14 protein-coding genes are annotated in these 15,085 nt (G+C 53.6%); 3 read left to right on the forward strand and 11 right to left on the reverse strand.

The features are described 5' to 3' along the window. Positions 1 to 28 precede the first annotated feature (28 nt). From thiL to ABD892_RS21215, 7 genes are all read right to left on the reverse strand, one after another. The gene (thiL, locus tag ABD892_RS21185) at positions 29 to 994 is read right to left on the reverse strand and encodes a thiamine-phosphate kinase (protein WP_345198139.1); all 966 of its coding nucleotides are present in this window, start codon (positions 992 to 994) and stop codon (positions 29 to 31) included. 15 nt (positions 995 to 1,009) lie between these two features. After that, on the reverse strand, positions 1,010 to 1,483 hold the full coding sequence (gene nusB / locus ABD892_RS21190; RefSeq protein WP_211828030.1) for a transcription antitermination factor NusB: 474 nt from the start codon (positions 1,481 to 1,483) through the stop codon (positions 1,010 to 1,012). 1 nt (position 1,484) lies between these two features. Continuing rightward, positions 1,485 to 1,961, reverse strand: coding sequence for a 6,7-dimethyl-8-ribityllumazine synthase (ribH, locus tag ABD892_RS21195; protein WP_211828033.1), 477 nt, complete (start codon positions 1,959 to 1,961; stop codon positions 1,485 to 1,487). Positions 1,962 to 2,069: 108 nt separating this feature from the next. Then, positions 2,070 to 3,173 (reverse strand): bifunctional 3,4-dihydroxy-2-butanone-4-phosphate synthase/GTP cyclohydrolase II, encoded by a 1,104-nt coding sequence (gene ribBA, locus ABD892_RS21200; protein ID WP_345198141.1) that lies wholly within the window; start codon positions 3,171 to 3,173, stop codon positions 2,070 to 2,072. A gap of 89 nt (positions 3,174 to 3,262) precedes the next feature. Then, positions 3,263 to 3,952 (reverse strand): riboflavin synthase, encoded by a 690-nt coding sequence (locus ABD892_RS21205; protein ID WP_345198142.1) that lies wholly within the window; start codon positions 3,950 to 3,952, stop codon positions 3,263 to 3,265. Between the two features lie 54 nt (positions 3,953 to 4,006). Continuing rightward, positions 4,007 to 5,137, reverse strand: coding sequence for a bifunctional diaminohydroxyphosphoribosylaminopyrimidine deaminase/5-amino-6-(5-phosphoribosylamino)uracil reductase RibD (gene ribD, locus ABD892_RS21210; RefSeq protein ID WP_345198143.1), 1,131 nt, complete (start codon positions 5,135 to 5,137; stop codon positions 4,007 to 4,009). Positions 5,138 to 5,281: 144 nt separating this feature from the next. Beyond that, a complete protein-coding gene (locus ABD892_RS21215) occupies positions 5,282 to 6,607 on the reverse strand; it encodes a hypothetical protein (protein WP_345198144.1) in 1,326 nt (441 codons plus the stop codon). A gap of 384 nt (positions 6,608 to 6,991) precedes the next feature. Here ABD892_RS21215 and ABD892_RS21220 point away from each other — a divergent pair, with 384 nt between their 5' ends. From ABD892_RS21220 to ABD892_RS21230, 3 genes are all read left to right on the forward strand, one after another. Then, positions 6,992 to 8,398, forward strand: a complete 1,407-nt coding sequence (locus ABD892_RS21220) for an alpha/beta hydrolase (RefSeq protein ID WP_345198145.1) — start codon at positions 6,992 to 6,994, stop codon at positions 8,396 to 8,398. Positions 8,399 to 8,582: 184 nt separating this feature from the next. Next, positions 8,583 to 9,698 carry an NAD/NADP-dependent octopine/nopaline dehydrogenase family protein gene (locus tag ABD892_RS21225; protein WP_345198146.1) on the forward strand — a complete coding sequence of 372 codons (1,116 nt, stop codon included), beginning with the start codon at positions 8,583 to 8,585 and terminating at the stop codon, positions 9,696 to 9,698. A gap of 64 nt (positions 9,699 to 9,762) precedes the next feature. Beyond that, on the forward strand, positions 9,763 to 11,172 hold the full coding sequence (locus ABD892_RS21230) for a YfcC family protein (RefSeq protein WP_345198147.1): 1,410 nt from the start codon (positions 9,763 to 9,765) through the stop codon (positions 11,170 to 11,172). 38 nt (positions 11,173 to 11,210) lie between these two features. Here the strand turns inward: ABD892_RS21230 and ABD892_RS21235 are convergent, their stop codons facing one another. From ABD892_RS21235 to ABD892_RS21250, 4 genes are all read right to left on the reverse strand, one after another. Beyond that, positions 11,211 to 12,185, reverse strand: coding sequence for a LysR family transcriptional regulator (locus ABD892_RS21235; RefSeq protein ID WP_345198149.1), 975 nt, complete (start codon positions 12,183 to 12,185; stop codon positions 11,211 to 11,213). Positions 12,186 to 12,316: 131 nt separating this feature from the next. Continuing rightward, positions 12,317 to 12,805 (reverse strand): transcriptional regulator NrdR, encoded by a 489-nt coding sequence (gene nrdR, locus ABD892_RS21240; protein WP_345198150.1) that lies wholly within the window; start codon positions 12,803 to 12,805, stop codon positions 12,317 to 12,319. 357 nt (positions 12,806 to 13,162) lie between these two features. Continuing rightward, positions 13,163 to 14,422: a serine hydroxymethyltransferase gene (gene glyA / locus ABD892_RS21245; protein WP_345198151.1), complete on the reverse strand. Its 1,260-nt coding sequence runs from the start codon at positions 14,420 to 14,422 to the stop codon at positions 13,163 to 13,165. 128 nt (positions 14,423 to 14,550) lie between these two features. Further along, positions 14,551 to 15,021: a hypothetical protein gene (locus tag ABD892_RS21250; RefSeq protein WP_345198152.1), complete on the reverse strand. Its 471-nt coding sequence runs from the start codon at positions 15,019 to 15,021 to the stop codon at positions 14,551 to 14,553. Positions 15,022 to 15,085: the final 64 nt, after the last annotated feature.

Below are 15,085 nucleotides of genomic sequence, written 5' to 3' on the forward strand. Positions count from 1 at the left end.
CTTTCAGTTGTCGGCAGGACAGTGCTTATCAGGAAAAATGCCGGAACCCACCCTCCGCCAGGTCAATAAGCTGACCATCAAGACGAATGCCGGATTGTTCCACAATGGTGCCTATGGCCACAACCGGTATCGGCGATTCACTTTCGGCAATGGCAGACGCCGGAGCAGTAAAACAGAGTTCATAATCATCCCCTGCTGTCTGCGCCAGCGAACGCGCCTGATCTTCAGGATAAACAACACGCAGTGCATCAGAAAGTGGCAGGGCATCTGAATTCAGCGTCGCGCCACATCCGCTGGCTCGCAGAATATGGTTAAGGTCACCCAGCAAGCCATCCGATATATCAATGGCCGCTGTGGCACCCTGTTCAACAAGCCATTGTCCAAGAGCCAGACGTGGCTCTGGTCGATAATAACGGGTCAGCAACGCTGTTTCACTGGTACTTTTGCCATCCTCAATACTCGCGCCCTGAAGGACTAAAGGCAAAGCACCACCCGCATCCCCCAGCGTACCACTGACATAGACCGTATCACCGGGCCGGGCGCCATTACGTCGCAACGCACTACCTGCAGCGACAATGCCTTGAACATGGAGGGAAACCGTTAATGAACCACGCGTCGTATCGCCACCCACCAGAGGAATACCACAGCGTGCAGCAAGATCAGCCATACCCTGACAGAAACCTTCCAGCCAGGCAGTATCTGCTTTAGGTAGCGTTAGCGCGAGAAAAAAGCTGTGAGGCCTGGCGCCCATGGCAGCCAGGTCGCTGACACTGACAGCCAGCGCCCGCCAGCCCAGCAGAACCGGATCAATACCGGCTGGGAAGTGGACACCCTCAACGAGGGTGTCAATGCTTTGCACCAGCTGCCATCCATCCGGCACAGACACCACGGCGCAGTCATCGCCAATGCCTACGACCACACCGCCGTCGCAGCCGGGCTGGCCGGTCAACGCTGGCTGGTTAAAGTAGCGGGCAATCAGGTCAAACTCGTTCATGGCATCCTGCCTGGATCAGCGTGCGTTGCGGTTACGGAATTCCTTCACTTCTGCGGCACGCAGGCGTGGCGCCAGCTTGTCCAGAATACCGTTGATGTACTTGTGGGAATCCTGACCACCAAACCGCTTGGCCAGCTCAATCCCTTCATTGATGACCACCCGGTAAGGGACATCGTGACGTTCCATCAGCTCATAGCAGCCGATACGCAGCGCAGCACGCTCCACGGGGTCCAGCTGTTCCAGTGAACGGTCCAGCAGCGGTGCGATGGAGGTATCAATCTGGCTGGCGCTGCGGGCAATACCCTGCAGCAGCTCACGGAAATACCCATCGTCCACTTTGGACATATCATTGTTCGCGCGGAACTGGACTTCAATCTCAGTGACGGACTCACCGGCCATCTGCCACTGGTACAACGCCTGCAGGGCCATTTCCCGCGCCTTGCGGCGCAGCTGCGGACGGCCCTTGCCGGCCTTGGGTTGATCGCTCAAATTACAACTCCAGATGCTTCAACAGGCTGACCATTTCGAACGCGGCCATGGCGGCTTCCTCGCCCTTGTTACCCATCTTGGTACCGGCCCGTTCAATCGCCTGTTCAATGGTATCGACAGTCAGTACGCCAAAGGACACAGGCACTTCATGCTCCAGCATGACATTGGCCATTCCCTTCACGCACTCACCGGCTACAAAATCAAAATGCGGGGTACCGCCGCGGATCACCGCGCCCAGTGCCACCACCGCATCAAACTGTCCCTGCTTCGCCACCTTCTTCACCACCAGCGGCAGCTCGAAAGCGCCGGGGCAGCGAATCACGGTGATATTCGCTTCCGGAACCCCGTGGCGCTTCAGTGCATCAATCGCACCGTCAAGCAGGCTTTCGACCACGTAGGCGTTCCAGCGGGTAACCACGAGGGCGTACTTGCCGTCGTTGCTGGTCAGTGTCCCTTCCAGGGTCTTGATTCCGGACATGAATGACTCCTTAAACGCTGATAAGCGCTAATAAGCAAGACCCGCAACAACGTCGCAGGTCACCGTAACCATGTTCTACCGCCCTGACACCAGGACGGTCATTTTTTATTACTCACACGGGAGATATTCGACGATCTCCAGGTCGAATCCGGACAACGCACCGAACTTCATCGGGGAACTCAGCAGTTTCATCTGCCCGACACCCTGATCACGGAGGATCTGGGAGCCCGTTCCCACGGTCAGGTAGGCGCCACCCGGATTGCGATTCGCCTTGCGCACCGGTTCCATGAACTGCTGCAGGCTGTCGCCCAGCAGTGCGTAGTCGTCCGCATCCAGCAGTACCACGACGCCTTCGCCTTCTTTAGCGACGCGCGCCAATGCAGCCGGCAGCGGCCAGCTGTTGCTGTCTTCTTTTCTCGCACCCAGCAGATCCCTGAAGGTCTCCGCCTGGTGAACCCGCACCAGTGTCGGCCGGTCTTTGGCCGGATGCCCCATGGACAACGCCAGATGGGTCCGGCCGGTAATGCTGTCGTCGTAGACCGTCATGCGGAAATCACCGTAAACGGTTTTCAGCGGCTGCTCGATCCGACGCTCAATGGTCTTTTCATGCATGATCCGGTAGTGGATCAGGTCTGCAATGGTACCGATCTTCAGGTTGTGCTTTTCAGCAAACAACTCCAGGTCCGGGCGGCGGGCCATGGTACCGTCTTCTTTCATGATTTCAATAATCGCCGCTGATGGCAGCAAGCCTGCCAGACGAGCCAGGTCACACCCGGCCTCGGTATGACCGGCACGGCTCAATACACCGCCGGTCATGGCGCGCAGCGGGAAAATATGCCCGGGCTGCACAATATCTTCCGGACGGGAATTGCCATCAATGGCTACCCGAATCGTATGGGCACGATCCTGGGCGGAAATACCGGTGGTTACGCCACTGGCCGCCTCAATGGACACCGTGAAGGCTGTCCCCTGCGCCTCCCGGTTATCGCTGACCATCTGGTTCAGCTTCAGGTAATCACACCGCTCACCGGTCAGGGTCATGCAGATCAGCCCGCGGGCTTCCTTGGCCATGAAATTGATAATTTCCGGCGTGACCTTCTCCGAGGCCACGATCAAATCACCCTCATTTTCCCGGTCCTCATCATCCATCAGGATGACCATTTTCCCCTGACGGATATCCTCGATGAGTTCTTCTACGGTATTCAATTGCATGCTTCTTTCCCGACTGGGTTGATTGCAGGCCTCGGCCCCGGCCACTCTCCCGCTCCCTCAGGAGCCCCCCGGAGAACAGCAGAAAAACCTCAGCGCATAAAACCGTGTTCTGCAAGGAAGGCTTCGGTCAGATGACCGGCTTTACCCTCCTGCCCACCGGCGAGCCCTTGAGCGTCCGCCGGTGTTTGCCGCCCCTGCAGCAGCCGCTCCAGGTAGCGGGCAATAATATCGACTTCAAGGTTGACCAGCGTACCGGGCTGCCAGTTACGGATCGTGGTTTCCTGAGCCGTGTGGGGCACGATATTCAAGTCAAACCACGCACCCTCGACTGCATTGACAGTCAGGCTGACACCGTCAACCGTGATGGAACCTTTTTCAGCAATATAGTGAGCAATCGCTGCAGGTGCTTCCACACGATAGCGCCACGAACGGGCGGACTGCTCAATCATCCGGACAGTGCCGACGCCATCCACATGCCCACTGACAATATGGCCACCTAAACGGGAGGTCGGCATCATCGCCTTTTCCAGATTGACCGATGTGCCAGGGCCAAGCGTCTTCAGTGCGCTTCGCTCCAGGGTTTCCAGTGACACATCCGCCACGAACCCATCCCCGGGTAACACCACTGCGGTCAGGCAGACGCCATTGGTGGCAATACTGTCACCCAGCTGGACATCAGCCAGGTCCAGCTTGCCGGTGGCCACTTCCAGACGAACATCACCGCCACGACGCTCAAACCGACGCACCTGACCCACTGCCTGAATGATTCCCGTAAACATCGTTACCCTGTCACTTCAATCGCGTTAGTTCGCCATGCCTTTCGCTGCTGGCTGTCACCACCGGGGTTCACCCGGTACGGCCGTCAGCCGCAGATCCTGCCCGATTTGGCGTACATCCGTCATGGTCAGCGGAATTCTGTCACTCATATTGCCCAGAGGGAGATCAAACAGCGGGCGGGCAGCGCTGCCCATCAGCACAGGCGCCATGTACACCAGCAGCTCATCCAGCAAGCCGGCCTGTAAAAAACTGCCTGTCAGGGTGGCGCCGGTTTCCACCAGCACCTCGTTGCATTCACGCTGTCCCAGCAAGGCCATCAACGCCGCCAGATCGACCCGACCCTCCGGGGCGGGCAATTCTACCACTTCCACGCCCTCAGACTGTAGCGCATTCTGTTTTTCCCGGTCAGGATCAGCGGTCACCACCAGCGTTTTACCTGGCTGATGCAGAATTTTTGCTGTCAGCGGGATACGCAGGGACGAATCCAGCACGACCCGCAACGGCTGTTTTTCGGCAGCCAGACCAGGTTCATCAATACGCAATTCGGCCGGTCTGACCGTCAGGGAAGAGTCATCCTGCAGGATAGAACCAACACCGGTGACAATCGCACAGGAACGGGCCCGCCACAGCTGCACATCACTGCGGGCATCAGGCCCCGTGATCCATTGGGATTCACCGGACGCCATGGCGGTTCGCCCGTCCAGACTCATCGCCAGCTTGCAACGCACCAGCGGCCGCTGCTTGACCATCCTGGAGATAAATCCGGGATTAAGCGCTTTCGCCTCGTCTTCAAGCAAACCGGATGCCGTTGTGATTCCCGCCTGTTCCAGCCGCTGGAAACCACCACCATCCACCCGCGGATTAGGGTCGCGCATGGCGGCAATCACGTGACTGACACCGGCATCAATCAGCGCCTGAGCACAGGGCGGTGTCCGCCCCTGATGACTGCAGGGCTCCAGGGTGACATAGGCTGTCGCGCCCCGCGCCTTACCTCCTGCCATGGCCAACGCATGGACTTCCGCATGCCCTTCTCCAGCCCGTATATGCCAGCCTTCTCCTACTATCCGCCCATCGCGCACCAGCACACAGCCGACGCGCGGATTGGGCATCGTGGAATAAAGCCCCTTACGGGCCAGCTGCAGGGCACGGGCCATCCAGCCCCGGTCTTCACGGGTGAAGCTTGTCATACGGTCAAGTAACCAACAGTGAATACTAACGGATCAAGGCATCTTTCGGGATTGGGATTCTAGCGTATTTCGAGGGGGGTTATGTAGCCGCTCTTCGCAAACGCAGGCGGCTTATCACTTTCTAAGAACACAGGAGGAAAGGTATCACTTACTTTTCAAGTTTAGGCAACAGTGGCACTCACACCAGAAGCCCTGGCTATCGACTCGGTTGTTGTACTCTTTTTCGTACTGATGAGGCGCGCCATGCAATAAGCGCATAATCATACTGTTATGAAATCCCCCCGCCTCATGCCATGGAACATTCCCATCATCCTTAACCTCAGGACTGACATGATTGACCATGGCATTTTCCAGCATTCTCGGGAAAGAACAGCGCAGATTCACAGCAAGAGAGGCGAAACACTGAGGTAAAGATATCCCCAGTTCTTTCGCAACGGCTTCACGGACATCACTATGATTCTTAAGCACATTTAAATACTGACCATGATCTTGATTATTAAGATGCAGCCATTGCGTCATTAATTCATTCATACAGTCATGACGAAAGGCATCAGACATTAAGGTTTTGCTCCGCATAACCTTTTTATGGTCAGGGTGATGCTCAAGCTGCCCCACCAGCAACATAAGCAGTGTTGCAGCCTCGCGATGCCTATGCCATCCAGCCATCAACCTGGCGAGATTGTGATAGATAGCGACAAGCGTATCAGCCTCAATGCCCGTACTCTGGTACAGATGGTATTGTAGAGCAAACACCCAGTCCTGATGCTCTTGTGCAAACACCTTTGCCGCCTCAGCTGAGCTCTTGGGCGTTTCCTCCAGTAACCGCTCTAAACGTGACAGTATTTCTCGATCACCATGCAGTACAAACCAGCCATGCTCATCGGCCATGTCAAACTGAATAACCCTGGCCACATACCTGGAAACACCTGGCACCGGTTTTGACCCGAAAGAAACCGTTATCCCTTCCAGGTCCCCGTAAACGTGAGATTGCCCACGATCCAACGTCGAGTTTTTATGACCCGCAGATTCACTACCTCGTCGAATATCGGGGCTTGGTTTCTTGGAAGGCAGGACATACACAGGCTCTGCTTTTCGCTTAACGGGGGAATTTAAATCAGTCCGAGATCCGCCTGCCAATGGTGAAATATTACTTAATGGCTGCCGTTGCGCAGACGCTACGTCTTGACCCAATTCTGCCTCTTGCTGAAGATGATTAATTACATGCTGTGCCGTTGTTTCGTATTGAGATTGGTCAGCCACTAAAGGCCTAACATTTTCTTTGCAGGTTATTGTTGCTTTATCCTTTAGTTTTTCACTTGGCGCATAATGCTTTTGCCAATAATTTTCACTTTCTACTGAGCCATGATTCCAATGGCCTCCTGCCCCCCCTTTTATTTTTTGTCCACACTGAGAAAGCAAGGGTGTTTTTTGCCTATCTGCATTCCCATTCGCACTACAGGATAAATCCATTTCTTCACTCCATGATATGACTACTCATAGGAATGCAGACAACTGATTCCCTATAACTATCAAAAACATTAAGGGCTTTATCATATTTTGTTAGCAGACATAACATTTAACCAGCCATACCAACATTCGTCTCATTCCATGACAGAAGCACCCTTCAAATGAATAGATTACCTGCATATTTAAGACGTTCCCCCAACAAAAACAACCATGTCAGAAACAACAACAAAATATTAATCACTAAAAACAAAATCCAAAGCATTTCATCAAAAATGATATAAAGAAAAACAATCCAAACAATGGCGCAGCAAGAAAAACACGTCAAAGCACTGAATTTACCCCCACAAAACAATACAAAATCGATATTTTACAAATAGAGGAAGCACTGTGAGAAATCGTATCAATGAATATGAGACACTTTTCCATACCCTCGACTATGACTACGATAACAACCCACCTGCTAATCAGCCGACATTCTGCCATCGCACCCTTTCATTAATTTTTGATACTACCAAGCACCTTACCCTGGACTTCATTCAATCTCGACACAGGCCATTAAAAATCCTGAAAATCACGATTTTAGTAGCGGTCACCCCCATATTATTAATTCTATTTCCTCTAACGCTCATTTACATCATCCAAAAAATCGTTCAGGACTTAGCATTTTTCCCAATTCAGAGGCGATTTATTGATTTTATTGGAGAAATACCCACAACGGAAATAGAACAGACACTGTACATACAGGAAACTCAACAAGAATATGACGAACTACTATTACACCAAGAACATTATAAAAATAATCTACAAACCCTAGAAAGAGAAAAAAAGAAAACACTTGACGGAATGGATAAGGTAACATTTCAAAGCATTGCCCCAGAAGTTTCAGAAGACCTTCATCAAGCACTACAAACCAAGCTAACCGAAATAGAAATAAGCATCGCGAATACATTAATAAACTTACAACAGCTAAAGAAACAAATAATTCACATCAAAAAACGTCTAACATTATTATCCCTACAGTCACTAGAACACATAGTATACCGTAACAATGCTCAAGAAATTCATACGTATCTCTATAAAGCAAGGGTGTCCTCCCCCGACGGACTTCTCATCATTTTCCATGGCAACAGCATTACAGCACAATTGGATGCACTAACCCGAGTCGCTGTAACGTATGCAAAACAGCAGCATTGCCTGTTCGTAGAATATCCCGGCTATAACAGCGCTGAGGGCGGAATTTATTCCGAACGGGAATTTCTGGATACCGCAGAAACCGCTTATAACATGGCAGTGACATACTTCCCCCATTTACCGATTTCACTGTTTGGGCAATCTATCGGCACGGGAGCCGCGGCTTACCTTGCCGGACAACACCCCTCAAAAATTGAACGGGTAATACTGCATGCGCCCTATACGAGCCTGACGGATCTGGTCGGATATCATGTTAACCCTTGCCTCGCAGCAATATTCAGTTACTACCGGGTTAACACTCAGGATTACCTGGTTGACTATGTCACCCAAAACCCGGCAGCAGAAGTCGTATTGATACATGCCGATGAAGAGCCCGTCATCCCCCAAGCGCACAGCGATGCTCTTAATACCGCCTGCCAAAGAGCCAAGGAAGCGAGCCACGGTCAGCAAACTATTGTTCTATTCAAACTCCACCGAGACTACGGACATGCAGGATTACCCGAAGAGCTTGCAGAAAGACTTTTCTGTACCGAACTTCCCACTCTGGATCCAGCGCCATTCCGGCAACCGCCAGCTTACTGGAGTCAATCGGGCATTGTTTAGCAAAGCACTACCCAAAAAATAATTCTACTGCATGATTCAATAACATCAGGACATTAGCCATTCCCTCCGGTTCATGAATAATCACAGCCAGAAAAACGTGGATCAGGCGCCAGGTCTTCACATCCGTTGATACAACAAAGATCCATAACCCACCGGGTTCATGATCTCCAGAGTGAGACTTGTCATGGCTATTGCGGCTCCACGCGTTACGATTATCGGCTCCGGCAACGCCGGCCTGACGGCGGCTTATCATCTATCCCTTCACGGTTGCGACACCTGCCTGTATGGCGCACCGGGCTTTACCGGCCCGCTGGATGACATTCGCGAACACGGCGGCATCCGCGCGTTGGAAACCCTCAACGGCGTCAATCTCAGCTTTGCCGGTTTTCGTGAAATCCATACGGTGACTGACGATATTCAGGAAGCCGTCGCCTTTTCCGACATTCTTATACTACCCGTTCCTTCCTTTGCCCAACTCGCCCTGTTCGAAAGCATGCTGCCACATCTGAAGGACAACCAGATGATTGTGCTGCTACCCGGCAATTACGGTTCACTGGAACTCCGTCGTCGCCAGAAAGAACTGGGTTACCAGCAAGACCTGATTTTTGTCGATGCTATTTCCATCCCCTGGGCCTGCCGGATCAGCGGCCCAGCCGAAGTCGCCATCATGGGCATCAAGGAATACCTGCCCCTGGCAGCGCTGCCCGCCTCGCGTACAGGCGAAGCCATTACACGTCTCACGCCTGTGATGCCGCTACCCCTGAAAGCACTCGCCAACGTGATCGCCGCGGGTCTGGAAAACATCAACTATGGTGGCCATCCACTGCTGACCACCCTGAACATGGGACTGCTGGAAAACTTCCGTGGTGATTTCAATTACTATAAGGACTGCTGCTCCACCGCCACTGCCCGGGCCGCCGCGGTGATGGAAGAAGAGCGCATCGAGATCGGCAAAGCCATGGGACTTGAACTGGTACCGGAACTGGAGGCCATGAACAGCCTTTACGCCATGGAATGCGAAACGGTCTACGAAGTGAACCGCACCTCGGAAACCCACGGCAAGATCAACTCCGCTCCTGATAGCTCCGAACATCGCTACATCACAGAAGATGCTGCCTACCTGCTGGTTCCCTGCAAGGAATTCGCCCGGTTAACCGGTACCGCGACGCCCATGATCGACGCCTGCCTCACCATTGATAACGCCTACAACAATGTCGACTACCTGGCGACAGGCCGCAACCTGAAAGCCATGGGGCTGGATGGATTGAACATAGAAGAAATCATGGCAGCCGTTGCCTGACATACAACAAAACACCTCCCCGGAAGGGGAGGTACAGTCGCCGACCAGCCGTACCGGAGCGAACATGACCCGATTAAAATTCCCCTCCGCCTACACGATCCTGTTTTTTCTGACCATCGTGATGGCCGTACTGACCTGGGTGGTACCCGCCGGTCAGTACCAGATGACCACCAATGAAGACCTGGGTCGTGACGTGCCCATTGCCGGCACCTACCACACTGTGGAAGCCAGCCCGCAGGGATTCGCTGATGTTGTACTGGCGCCTATTGATGGTTTCTACAACCACAGCACCTATTCCGCCAATGCCATTGATGTCGCCCTGTTTGTCCTGATCATAGGCGGCTTCCTGGGCGTGGCGACACAAACCGGTGCCATTGATGCCGGCATTGCCCGGATTACCGAACGCCTGAAAGGCCGGGAACAATGGATGATCCCGATCCTGATGGGTATTTTTGCCGCCGGGGGTACTGTCTACGGCATGGCGGAAGAAACCATCCCATTCTATGCCCTGCTGATTCCGGTCATGATTGCGGCCGGTTACGATGCAGTGACCGGTGTCGCGATTATCATGATCGGCGCCGGCATCGGCTGCCTGGGTTCAACCATCAACCCCTTTGCTACGGTTATTGCCTCCAATGCGGCAGGCGTCAGCTTCACTGATGGACAGCTGCCCCGCGTTATTATTCTCGTACTGGGCTGGCTGGCCTGCGTAGTTTATGTCATGCGTTATGCCGCACGTGTCAAGGCCGATCCCTCACAGTCTCTGGTGGCCGACCAGCGCGTCGCCAACGAAAAACATTTCCTGGGGCATGAGGGCAGCCAGACAGAGACCGTTGAACTGACAGGTCGACACAAGCTGATCCTGACCTTCTTTGCCCTGAGCTTTGCCGTGATGATGTGGGGTGTTTCCGTCGGCGGTTGGTGGATGGCCGAGATTTCCGCCCTGTTCCTGGTATCCAGCATTGTGATTGGCCTGATCGGCCAGCTGAGCGAAGAAGAACTGACCACCACGTTTGTGAACGGCGCGCGGGATTTGCTGGGCGTCGCACTGATCATTGCACTGGCCCGCGGTATTGTCGTGATCATGGACCAGGGCAACATCACCCACACCATTCTCTACGGCGCAGAACAGATGGTCAGCGGCCTGCCCGGCGTTGCTTTCATCAATGCGGTCTACTGGCTGGAAATGGCGCTGTCCTTCCTGGTGCCCTCCTCTTCCGGTCTGGCGGTGCTGAGTATGCCCGTTCTGGCGCCACTGGCGGATTTCGTCAATGTCAGCCGGGAACTGGTGGTGACGGCTTATCAATCAGCGTCCGGCCTGCCCAACCTGATTACACCGACTTCAGGCGTGGTCATGGGTGGCCTGGCGATTGGCCGGGTCTCCTACAGCCGCTGGGTTAAATTCATGTGCCCGCTGCTGGCCATTCTGGTTGTGATTGTCACTGTCGTACTGAGTGTCAGCGCCATGCTCTAAGGCTTTTTCCTGCAGAAGCAGCTGAACGGCTCAATCTCCTAACCGGCTACCAGCGCTGACGATGAAGTTGTCAGCGCTGCAAAGGTTTCCTTCAGGTGATCCGGCATCAGTTCCAGCTGGTAACAGATGCCCTCTTCATGGACACATCGAAAAAAGCAGCCCAGAAACTCCGCACCCAACCGGGAAAGCGGACGACTGACCGGTAGCAAAATATCAAAATGAAAAGGAAGTGATGGGCGGTACGGTTTAAAGTCCACCCCCAGCTCAGCCAGCTGGATAGCGGTAAATGGATCCACGACGGCATAGCCCAATCCGGCCGCTACCATGCTGCCCACCGCATAGGCAAACGATGCTTCCGCGACTTTTCGATAGCTGACGCCTGCCGACCAGAAGCTGGCATCAATCACCGCCTGCGTTTCCTGGTGCTCATAACCAATCATCGGCTTACCCGCCAGCATGGATGGTGTAATCACCGACTGGTTGGATAACTCACTGTTCGCCGGCATCAGGCAAACCTGTTCACCACAAAACCGTACCCGGTCGACACAGGCGGGCAAATGATGGTCATCCGGCAGGATGGCCAATCCTATATCACATAATTGCAGCTCCGCGTGACTGCATACCTGTTCTGAACGGTAATTCCTCAACGTGACCAGCAACGACTCCTGGTCAATAAAAGCACCGAGCAAACGGGGAATAAAGCTGATCGACAGCATCGGCATGGCTGCAATGTGAAGGCTGCCACTGGGTTTATTACGAATCGCCTGGATGGCGTCATCCAGCTGTTCAAGCCGCTGACCAATCTCATCAATCTGCTTAAACAGCACCCGGGCATCCGGTGTCGGCACCAGGCGTTTATGGCTGCGGTCAAACAGCATAAAGCCCAGGTCGTTTTCCAGGCTATGGATTAACCGGGTAACCGCGGGCTGGGTAATCGCCAGTTTCTGGGCCGCAGCCGTGACTGAACCGTTAGTGATAATTGCCCGGAAGGCATTGAGTTGCTGTAAACGCATACTGCGGATAAATCCCGAAACGGCCTGTTTTCGCGGGAGGGTGAAGCTGGGTCACAACAGGAAACCCTGTTGCTGATGAGGTTTCCGTGCAGAGATGACGCTTATTACCCGATGACAATGAAACAAAACACTTAACGCTCTTTTTCCACAGAACGGTGATGCGTGCCGGGTTCTTTTTCCAGACGGTCAATTTCCTCACGGAACTCGGTCAGGTCCTGGAACCGGCGATACACCGAAGCAAATCGGATATAGGCCACTTCATCCAGTTCCTGCAGGGCGGACATCACTTCCTCCCCTACCATGCGCGAATTGATTTCCCGCTCCCCTGTGGCTCGCAGGCGGTGCTCAATCCGGCTGATCGCCTCTTCGATACGCTCCGTACTGACCGGCCGTTTCTCCAGCGCCCGCAGCAGCCCGGCCCGGAGTTTCTCTTCATCAAACGGCTCCCGGGAACCGTCCTGCTTGACGATACGGGGCATAACCAGCTCAGCACTTTCATAGGTGGTGAAGCGCTCAGAACAGGTCAGGCATTCACGGCGCCTGCGCACCTGGGTGCCTTCGGCAACCAGTCGGGAATCAATCACCTTGGTGTCATCGGCGTTGCAAAAGGGGCAATGCATAGTGCTGATCTATGAACCGTTTAGAGGGGTGTGAATGTGATACTAACGGTTAGCAGTCACAAGATACAAGTCTAAGTGAATTGTCAGCAATAAAAGCCATTACAGCTCAACTTTTTAGCCAACACGACCTATTGGCGGTATTTCTATTTGGCTTATTGATGTGAAAATACAGCCGGATTCAGTGAACTTACCAACGCATGTATTGCGTGACAGTACTTCAATGTATTTTCAGCGCACACATAACCATTAATGTCATATCGTGAATAGCAGACAGGCATCCATCGGCTTTATTCATTACAAGACAAACAGCGTTGGGGAGGAGGCCTGAAATTTCTCCCAGGCCATGTTTCATCTCACTTACTTTCCGTATACCGGCAAACGCGCACAGATTGCCAGCACTTTTTCCTTCACAGACGCGATGACCTGCTCATCGTTGATGTTATCGAGGATATCGCAGATCCAGCCAGCCAGTTCCGCCGCATCCTGCTCGGTGAATCCACGACGGGTAATCGCCGGGGTGCCCAGACGCAGGCCACTGGTGACGAAGGGTGAACGGGGATCATTCGGCACCGCGTTCTTGTTCACAGTGATGTAGGCGCTGCCCAGGGCTGCTTCTGCATCTTTACCGGTATAGTCCTTACCGATCAGGTCCACGAGGAACAGGTGATCTTCGGTGCCATCAGACACAATCTTGATGCCGCGCTCCATCATCACCCGGGTCATGGCCTGGGCGTTCCTGACCACCTGCGCCTGGTAAGCCTTGAAGTCATCGCTCATGGCTTCCTTGAAGCAGACTGCCTTGGCCGCAATCACGTGGCACAGCGGGCCGCCCTGGGATTCCGGAAATACAGCGAAATTCAGTTTCTTCTGCAGGTCTTCATCGGCACGGGCAGAGAGGATCAGGCCACCGCGTGGGCCGCCCAGTGTTTTGTGGGTTGTCGTGGTGACAACGTCCGCAAACGGGACAGGAGACGGATACACACCCGCGGCCACCAGACCGGCAATATGCGCCATATCCACCAGCAGGTAAGCCCCGACCTTGTCGGCAATATCACGGAAGCGCTGCCAGTGGACCACCTTGGAGTAGGCGGAGAAACCACCGATGATCATCTTCGGCTTGTGCTCAAGGGCCAGCCGCTCGACCTCATCGTAATCAATCTCACCGGTTTCAGCATTCAGGCCATACTGCACGGCATCGTAAATACGGCCGGAGAAACTGACGCTGGCACCATGGGTCAGATGGCCGCCGTGGGCCAGGCTCATGCCCAGCACTTTATCGCCCGGTTTTACCAGGGCCATGAAAACCGCCGCGTTGGCCTGTGAGCCGGAGTGGGGCTGAACGTTGGCGTAGGTCGCATCAAACAGGGCTTTCGCACGATCAATCGCCAGCTGCTCCACCACATCCACGTGCTCGCAACCGCCATAGTAGCGCTTGCCGGGATAGCCTTCGGCGTACTTGTTCGTCAGTACCGTACCCTGGGCTTCCAGCACCCGGGGACTGGTGTAGTTTTCAGAGGCAATCAGCTCAATGTGCTCTTCCTGACGTATAGCTTCAGCGTCGATCGCCGCCTTCAGTTCAGGATCGAACTCCGCAATGGTCATGTCCGTGGTAAACATCAATCTCCCCTGTGTCGATGTAAGGTGGAAGCAGGCAGGATTCTAACGCAACCCAACCGTGCTGGCACATGAAAATCATCCAATATTGATATGAGTATGGTTCAAGGGATTTCTCGATATGTACCGGCCTAGTCCACATCAAGCGCATCCAGCAAACTGGTAAGGGCACCCGCAACTATATCATTCTCACGTTTCCTTGATGCCGCTGAAAGTTTAGTGAACAGTTGCTTGACTGCACTATCCTCTGGCATATATTCATATTTTAGTATTTGAGTCAGTATTTCCTGGCAGTCTTTCTCATCCAGCGCCTCTCCCCGCAGTAACCTTGCGACGTGCCTTATAGAGAAATAACCACTGGTCGCGTTATGGAGTAAGAAGCTGAGAATACGTGGATCAGGTAAAATAGCTTTCATATAAAAAGCCAGCCGCCGGAGCCGCTTGTAAACATCAGGTCCCGTAAGCATCGCAAAATCCATGCCCGCTAACAGGCTGAAGAAGATAAAATTGTCGATCTTTTCATCCCATGATAAACACGGACCAACATTCATTAGCAAGGTTTCACGGGCGCTGCCGGTATGCGGTCCCCCCTGTGCCAGCATAGTTGTCGCCTCTTCTGAAATTTCCAACTTAAACAGGGGGTGGTCAGTGAGTAATCAATGACCC

The sequence above is a fragment of the Kistimonas scapharcae genome (genome assembly GCF_039540975.1).
GTDB classification, from domain to species: domain Bacteria; phylum Pseudomonadota; class Gammaproteobacteria; order Pseudomonadales; family Endozoicomonadaceae; genus Kistimonas; species Kistimonas scapharcae.

What these genes read in the sequence shown, in the direction of transcription:
- nrdR (WP_345198150.1), bottom strand. Translation starts at nt 12,805, where the DNA reads ATGCATTGCCCCTTTTGCAACGCCGATGACACCAAGGTGATTGATTCC.
- ribBA (WP_345198141.1), bottom strand. Translation starts at nt 3,173, where the DNA reads ATGCAATTGAATACCGTAGAAGAACTCATCGAGGATATCCGTCAGGGG.
- ABD892_RS21205 (WP_345198142.1), bottom strand. Translation starts at nt 3,952, where the DNA reads ATGTTTACGGGAATCATTCAGGCAGTGGGTCAGGTGCGTCGGTTTGAG.
- ribD (WP_345198143.1), bottom strand. Translation starts at nt 5,137, where the DNA reads ATGACAAGCTTCACCCGTGAAGACCGGGGCTGGATGGCCCGTGCCCTG.
- ABD892_RS21250 (WP_345198152.1), bottom strand. Translation starts at nt 15,021, where the DNA reads ATGCTGGCACAGGGGGGACCGCATACCGGCAGCGCCCGTGAAACCTTG.
- glyA (WP_345198151.1), bottom strand. Translation starts at nt 14,422, where the DNA reads ATGTTTACCACGGACATGACCATTGCGGAGTTCGATCCTGAACTGAAG.
- ribH (WP_211828033.1), bottom strand. Translation starts at nt 1,961, where the DNA reads ATGTCCGGAATCAAGACCCTGGAAGGGACACTGACCAGCAACGACGGC.
- ABD892_RS21215 (WP_345198144.1), bottom strand. Translation starts at nt 6,607, where the DNA reads ATGGATTTATCCTGTAGTGCGAATGGGAATGCAGATAGGCAAAAAACA.
- thiL (WP_345198139.1), bottom strand. Translation starts at nt 994, where the DNA reads ATGAACGAGTTTGACCTGATTGCCCGCTACTTTAACCAGCCAGCGTTG.
- ABD892_RS21230 (WP_345198147.1), top strand. Translation starts at nt 9,763, where the DNA reads ATGACCCGATTAAAATTCCCCTCCGCCTACACGATCCTGTTTTTTCTG.
- ABD892_RS21235 (WP_345198149.1), bottom strand. Translation starts at nt 12,185, where the DNA reads ATGCGTTTACAGCAACTCAATGCCTTCCGGGCAATTATCACTAACGGT.
- ABD892_RS21225 (WP_345198146.1), top strand. Translation starts at nt 8,583, where the DNA reads ATGGCTATTGCGGCTCCACGCGTTACGATTATCGGCTCCGGCAACGCC.